We start from the raw sequence: 6,943 nt of genomic DNA on the forward strand, positions 1-6,943 counted from the left end.
CTCGATGTACAACACGCCGCCCACCTACTCGATCTACATCGCCGGGCTGGTGTTCCAGTGGCTGAAGGCGCAGCGCGAAGGCGCGGCCGCGGGCGTCGCGGCGATGGAGCAGCGCGCGATCGCCAAGGCCGGGCTGCTCTACGGCTACCTCGACGGCTCGGAGTTCTACGTGACCCACGTCGATCCCGGCAGCCGCTCGCGCATGAACATTCCCTTCTTCCTGCGCGACGAATCGCTGAACGACGCCTTCCTGGCCGGCGCGAAGGAGCGCGGGCTGCTGCAGCTGAAGGGCCACAAGAGCGTCGGCGGCATGCGCGCGAGCCTGTACAACGCGATGCCGCTGGCCGGCGTGCAGGCGCTGGTGGCGTACATGCGAGAATTCGCCGCGCGCCATGGCTGACCCGACACCTGCCCCCCACCCTGACCTGCTGGCCCTTCGCACCCAGATCGACCGCGTCGACAGAGAGTTGCTGGGCCTGCTGAACCAGCGCGCCCAGTTCGCGCTGCACGTCGGCGAGCTGAAGAAGAAGGAAGGCTCGGTCGCGTTCCGCCCCGAGCGCGAGGCCCAGGTGATCGACGGCCTGAAGCAGGTCAACCCCGGCCCGCTGGCCAACGACAGCGTCGCACCGATCTGGCGCGAGATCATGTCGGCCTGCCGCGCGCTCGAGACCCCCACCCGCGTCGCCTACCTCGGCCCGTCGGGCACCTTCAGCGAGCTCGCGGTGCTCGGCTTCTTCGGCTCGTCGATCGTCAAGGTGCCCTGCGCCAACTTCGACGAGGTGTTCCATGCCGTCAGCGCCGGCTCGGCCGACTTCGGCGTGGTGCCGGTCGAGAACTCGACCGAGGGCGTGGTCACGCGCTCGCTCGACCTGTTCCTGACGACGCCGCTGTTCATCATCGGCGAGACCAGCCTGTTCGTGCGGCACAACCTGCTGCGCCGCGAGAACGCGCTCGAGAACCTGACGGCCGTGTGCGCGCACCCGCAGGCATTGGCGCAGTGCCACGGCTGGCTCAGCAACCACCTGCCGAACGTCGAACGCCGCCCGGTCGCGAGCAATGCCGAAGGCGCCCGGCTCGCCCAGCAGGACGCCAGCATCGCCGCGATCGCGAGCGAACGTGCCGCCAGCGAGTTCGGCCTGCACATCGTCGCGCCGGCCATCCAGGACGACGCGCACAACCGCACCCGCTTCACGGTACTCGCCCACCCGCACCAGCATCCGCAGCCGAAGGCCTCGGGCCACGACTGCACCAGCCTGATCGTGTCGGTGGCCAACAAGCCCGGCGCGGTGCACGACATGCTGGTGCCGCTGAAGCGCCATGGCGTCTCGATGACGCGTTTCGAATCCCGCCCTGCGCGGTCCGGCCAGTGGGAGTACTACTTCTACGTCGACCTGCAGGGCCACCCCGACGAGCCCCACGTCGCAGCCGCGTTGAGCGAGCTGCGCGAGGTGTGCGCCTTCTTCAAGGTGCTCGGCACCTATCCCATCGACGTCCATTGACCATGTTCAACCAACTCGGCGTGATCGGTGTCGGCCTGATGGGCGGCTCGTTCGCACTCGCCTTGAAGCGGGCCGGGCTGGTCAAGCGCGTGGTCGGCTACAGCAAGTCGCCCTCCACCACCGAGCGCGCCCGCAAGATGGGCGTGATCGACGTGGCCGCCGAATCGGCGCTGCTCGCGGTGTCGGGCTCCGACATCGTGCTGATGGCGGTGCCGGTGTCGGCCACCGAGGCCACCTTCAAGGCAATCCGCCACCTGGTGGAGCCGAACGTGCTGTTCATGGACGTCGGCTCGACCAAGCGCGACGTGGTCGATGCGGCCCGCCGCGTGCTGAAGGAGCGCGTCAGCGCGTTCGTGCCGGCGCACCCGATCGCCGGCAAGGAAGTGGCCGGCGTCGCGCATGCCGATGCGTCGCTGTACACCGGGCGGCAGGTGATCATCACGCCGCTGCCGCAGACCTCGCCCGAGCTGGTGCAGAAGGCGACCGACGTGTGGTCGGGGATCGGCGCGCAGGTGCTGCGCATGACGGCCGAGAACCACGACGCCGCGTTCGCCGCCGTCAGCCACCTGCCGCACATGCTGGCCTTCGCGTTCTTCAGCTCGGTCGCGAAGCAGCCGGCCGGCAAGGATTTCCTGTCGCTGGCAGGCCCCGGTTTCCGCGATTTCACGCGCATCGCCGCGAGCGACCCCGAGGTCTGGCGCGACATCCTGATGTCGAACCGCGAAGAGATCCTGAAGCAGTCGATGCGCTTCCGGCACACGCTGGATGCGCTCGAGCACGTCATCAAGACCGGCAACGCGGAGGCGCTCGAAGGGCTGATCCGCAATGCGTCCGAAGCGCGCTCCGGCTGGCAGATGGGCGCGGGCAAGCCCGGCTCCTCGCGTTGAATTCCTGACCCCGCAGCGCGATGGTGCGCTGCCTTCGGCCGCCCATCGACCATGTTCTCGACACCCTTCATCGATCTTCCCCCGCTGGCATCCGCCGGCGGCAGCATCCGCCTGCCCGGCTCGAAGAGCATCTCCAACCGCGTGCTGCTGCTGGCCGGCCTCAGCGCCGGCACGACGGTGGTGCACGACCTGCTGGATTCCGACGACACCCAGGTGATGCTGGCCGCGCTGCGCGAACTCGGTTGCGGCGTCGAGGCCGATGGCAGCGCCTGGCGCATCACCGGRCTCGGCGGCCGGCTCGCGACGCGCGAGGCCAGCTTGTTCCTCGGCAACGCCGGCACCGCGATGCGCCCGCTGACGGCCGCGCTGGCGGTGCTGGCCGCCACGCAGAACGGCCGCTTCGAGCTGCGCGGCGTGCCGCGCATGCACGAGCGCCCGATCGGCGACCTGGTCGACGCGCTGCGCCAGCTCGGCTGCAACATCACCTCGCTCGGCCAGGAAGGCTACCCGCCGCTGCGGCTCGCCGCCGCCGACCTGCGGCTGAACACCGCGCAGCCGATCCGCGTGCGCGGCGACGTCTCCAGCCAGTTCCTGACCGCGCTGCTGCTCGCGCTGCCGCTGGTGTCGGCCGAGCATGCGGTGACGATCGAGGTCGACGGCGAGCTGATCTCGAAGCCCTACGTCGACATCACGCTGAACCTGCTGGCGCGCTTCGGCATCCAGGTGCGCCGCGACGGCTGGCAGCGCTTCGTGATCCCGCAGGGCAGCGCCTACCGCTCGCCCGGCAGCATCCATGTCGAGGGCGATGCGTCGTCGGCCTCGTACTTCGTCGCGCTGGGGGCGATCGCCGCCTTCGACGGGCGGGCGCTGCGCATCGAAGGCGTCGGCGACGATTCGATCCAGGGCGACCTGCGCTTCATCGACGCCGCCCGCGCAATGGGCGCCGACGTGCGCAGCGGCCCCGGCTGGCTGGAGGTGCGCCGCGGCGTCTGGCCGCTGAAGGCGATCACGCTGGATTGCAACCACATCCCCGACGCCGCGATGACGCTGGCGGTGATGGCGCTGTACGCCCAGGGCACGACGCGCCTCGAGAACATCGCCAGCTGGCGCGTGAAGGAGACCGACCGCATCGCCGCGATGGCGACCGAGCTGCGCAAGCTCGGCGCAGCGGTCACCGAAGGGCCGGATTTCATCGAGGTGACGCCGCCGGCCGCCTGGCGCGCGGCCGCCATCCACACCTACGACGACCACCGGGTCGCGATGTGCTTCTCGCTGGCCGCGTTCAACCCGCTGGTGGGCGGTGCCGTTCCGGTGCGCATCCTCGATCCGCGCTGCGTCGCGAAGACCTTCCCCGACTACTTCGAGGCGCTGTTCGGCGTCGCACAGCCCGGCCCGGCCGGCGTGCCGGTGATCACGATCGACGGCCCGACCGCCTCCGGCAAGGGCACGCTCGCGAGCGCGGTCGCGCAGGCGCTGGGCTATCACTTCCTCGATTCCGGTGCGCTGTACCGGGCGACCGCGCTGTCGGCGCTGGATGCCGGCGTCGCCGAGACCGACGAGCCCGGCCTCGCGAAGATCGCCGCCGACCTGCAGCTGGCGTTCCACGACCAGCGGATCTGGCTGGCCGGCCGCGATGTGAGCGATGACCTCCGCCAGGAGCTTGTCGGCGCGATGGCGTCCAAGGTGTCGGCCTGGCCGGCCGTCCGGCAGGCGCTGTACGAGCTGCAACTGTCACACCGCCGCCTGCCCGGCCTGGTGGCCGACGGGCGCGACATGGGAACGGTGATCTTCCCCGGCGCCGACCTGAAGGTGTTCGTCGTCGCCAGCGCTGCCGTGCGGGCCGAACGGCGCCATAAGCAGTTGATTTCTAAGGGAATTTCGACTAGTATCGATGACCTTCGAGCCGACCTTGAAGCGCGCGACGCCCGGGATCAGAACCGGGCGGTTTCGCCTTTGAAGCCGGCCGAGGGAGCGAAGGTGCTCGACAACTCGGCACTGACCGTCGACGAATGCGTCAAGGCAGTGCTGGATTGGTGGGAAGCTTCGCGAAAGTTCGGTTGAAGTCTGCGCGGGCAGGCCCAACTGATTTGGCTGGCCCGCTGCTTCCCCTCCTGCACCGCTCTTGCCTCAACAAGAGACGTGCGCCGAGGCAGCGGTTCTACAACCTAACCGCAACGCAAGTTGCACCCGGAAATCCACATGCCTCAAACCCAAACCGCCACCAACCAAGGCGGCGAATCCTTTGCCGCCCTGTTCGAAGAATCGCTGAAGCGCTCGGAAATGCGCAGTGGCGAGGTCATCACCGCCGAAGTGGTGCGTGTCGACTACAACTTCGTGGTGGTGAACGCAGGCCTCAAGTCCGAAGCCTACGTGCCCATTGAAGAATTCAAGAACGACCAGGGCGAGCTCGAAGTCCAGGTCGGCGATTTCGTGTCGGTGGCCATCGACGCGATCGAAAACGGCTACGGCGACACCATCCTGTCGCGCGACAAGGCCAAGCGCCTGGCCTCGTGGCTGTCGCTCGAGAACTCGCTCGAATCCGGCGAGTTCGTGACCGGCACCGTGAACGGCAAGGTCAAGGGCGGCCTGACCGTGCTGGTCAACGGCATCCGCGCCTTCCTGCCCGGCTCGCTGCTCGACACGCGCCCGGTCAAGGACATGAGCCCGTTCGAGGGCAAGACCATGGAGTTCAAGGTCATCAAGCTCGACCGCAAGCGCAACAACGTCGTGTTGTCGCGCCGTGCCGTGGTCGAAGCCTCGATGGGCGAAGRACGCGCGAAGCTGCTCGAAACCCTGTCCGAAGGCGCGATCGTCAACGGCGTGGTCAAGAACATCACCGAATACGGTGCGTTCGTCGACCTGGGCGGCATCGACGGCCTGCTGCACATCACCGACATGGCCTGGCGCCGTGTCCGCCACCCGAGCGAAGTCGTTCAGGTCGGCCAGGAACTGCAGGCCAAGGTCCTCAAGTTCGACGCCGAGAAGAACCGCGTCTCGCTGGGCATCAAGCAGCTGGGCGACGACCCGTGGCACGGTGTTTCGCGCCGCTACCCGAACGGCACGCGCCTGTTCGGCAAGATCACGAACATCGCCGACTACGGTGCGTTCGTCGAGATCGAGCCGGGCATCGAAGGCCTGGTGCACGTCTCCGAAATGGACTGGACCAACAAGAACGTCGCCCCCAGCAAGATCGTCTCGCTGGGCGACGAGGTCGAAGTCATGGTCCTCGAGATCGACGAAGACAAGCGCCGCATCAGCCTGGGCATGAAGCAGTGCAAGGCCAACCCGTGGGAAGAGTTCTCGACCACGGTGCAGCGCGGCGACAAGGTCAAGGGACCCGTCAAGTCGATCACCGACTTCGGCGTGTTCGTGGGCCTGGCTGCCGGCATCGACGGCCTGGTGCACCTGTCCGACCTGTCGTGGAACGAGCCGGGCGAAGCCGCGGTCCGCAACTACAAGAAGGGCCAGGAAGTCGAAGCCGTGGTTCTGGCTGTCGATGTCGAGCGCGAGCGCATCTCGCTGGGCATCAAGCAGCTCGACTCCGATCCGTTCACGAGCTACACCTCGGTCAATGACCGCGGCATGATCGTCAACGGCAAGGTCAAGACGGTCGACGCGCGCGGCGCCGAGATCCAGCTGAACGACGACGTCACCGGCTACCTGCGTGCTTCCGAAATCAGCCGCGACCGCGTCGAAGACGCGCGCAACGTGCTGAAGGAAGGCGACGAAGTCTCGGCGCTGATCATCAACATCGACCGCAAGACGCGTTCGATCCAGTTGTCGATCAAGGCCAAGGACAACGCCGACCAGCAGGAAGCGATGCAGCGCCTGTCGACCACGAACGAGCGCGAGACCGCCGGTACCACCAGCCTGGGCGCCCTGCTGCGCGCCAAGCTGGACAACCAGAACAACGGCTGATCCCGTCGTTCCCCTGACCGAACCCTGAGGATCAACAGGACCCATGACGCGTTCCGATCTCGTGACCCGGCTGGCAGAGCAGTTCAGCCAGCTGACGCATCGCGACACCGAGTTCGCCGTCAAGACCATCCTGGATGCGATGTCCGATGCGCTCGCGCGCGGGCACCGCATCGAGATCCGCGGGTTCGGCAGTTTCTCGATCAACCGCCGCCCGCCGCGGGTGGGGCGCAATCCCCGCTCCGGCGAGCAGGTGGTGATTCCCGAGAAGCTGGTTCCGCATTTCAAACCCGGCAAGGCCTTGCGCGAAGCCGTCGACGAGCAGGTTCCGCTCGAGGACGACCAGCCGATGCCGATCACGCCGCTGACGGGCACCTGAGCCCGCTCCGCGTGCGCTGCGCGCCGCCGACCTAGAATCGGCCGCCATGATGCGCATCGCCGTCTGGCTCTTCCGAGCCTTCATCTTCTTCAGCCTCTTCGCGTTCGCGCTGAACAACCAGCACGACGCCACCGTGCGCTGGTTCTTCGGCCAGGAATGGCATGCCCCGATGGTGTTCGTCGTGCTGACCGCCTTCGCGTTCGGCTGCGCCTTCGGCGTGCTCGCGATGGTGCCGAGCTGGTGGCGCAACCACCGCCTCGCAC

Annotated in this window: 7 protein-coding genes; all 7 read left to right on the forward strand. The window is 67.8% G+C overall.

All coding sequences use genetic code 11. The features are described from left to right. On the forward strand, nt 1-400 hold a 400-nt coding region (locus AC1D12_RS19955; protein WP_477842440.1), incomplete at its 5' end, for an aminotransferase class V-fold PLP-dependent enzyme. Beyond that, complete coding sequence (gene pheA / locus AC1D12_RS19960) at nt 393-1,499, forward strand: prephenate dehydratase (protein ID WP_047505846.1); 1,107 nt, start codon at nt 393-395, stop codon at nt 1,497-1,499. The genes AC1D12_RS19955 and pheA, both read left to right, overlap by 8 nt. Nucleotides 1,500-1,501: 2 nt before the next feature. Beyond that, nucleotides 1,502-2,386 (forward strand): prephenate dehydrogenase, encoded by an 885-nt coding sequence (locus AC1D12_RS19965; protein WP_047505844.1) that lies wholly within the window; start codon nt 1,502-1,504, stop codon nt 2,384-2,386. Between the two features lie 51 nt (nt 2,387-2,437). Continuing rightward, on the forward strand, nt 2,438-4,447 hold the full coding sequence (locus tag AC1D12_RS19970; RefSeq protein WP_465114001.1) for a bifunctional 3-phosphoshikimate 1-carboxyvinyltransferase/cytidylate kinase: 2,010 nt from the start codon (nt 2,438-2,440) through the stop codon (nt 4,445-4,447). A 138-nt stretch (nt 4,448-4,585) separates the two neighbouring features. Beyond that, nucleotides 4,586-6,304, forward strand: coding sequence for a 30S ribosomal protein S1 (rpsA, locus tag AC1D12_RS19975; protein ID WP_477842442.1), 1,719 nt, complete (start codon nt 4,586-4,588; stop codon nt 6,302-6,304). Nucleotides 6,305-6,347: 43 nt separating this feature from the next. Continuing rightward, a complete protein-coding gene (locus AC1D12_RS19980) occupies nt 6,348-6,680 on the forward strand; it encodes an integration host factor subunit beta (RefSeq protein ID WP_052203810.1) in 333 nt (110 codons plus the stop codon). 49 nt (nt 6,681-6,729) lie between these two features. Beyond that, on the forward strand, nt 6,730-6,943 hold a 214-nt coding region (locus AC1D12_RS19985), incomplete at its 3' end, for a LapA family protein (RefSeq protein WP_477842444.1).

This window comes from Rhizobacter sp. P1_G5 (assembly GCF_056405435.1).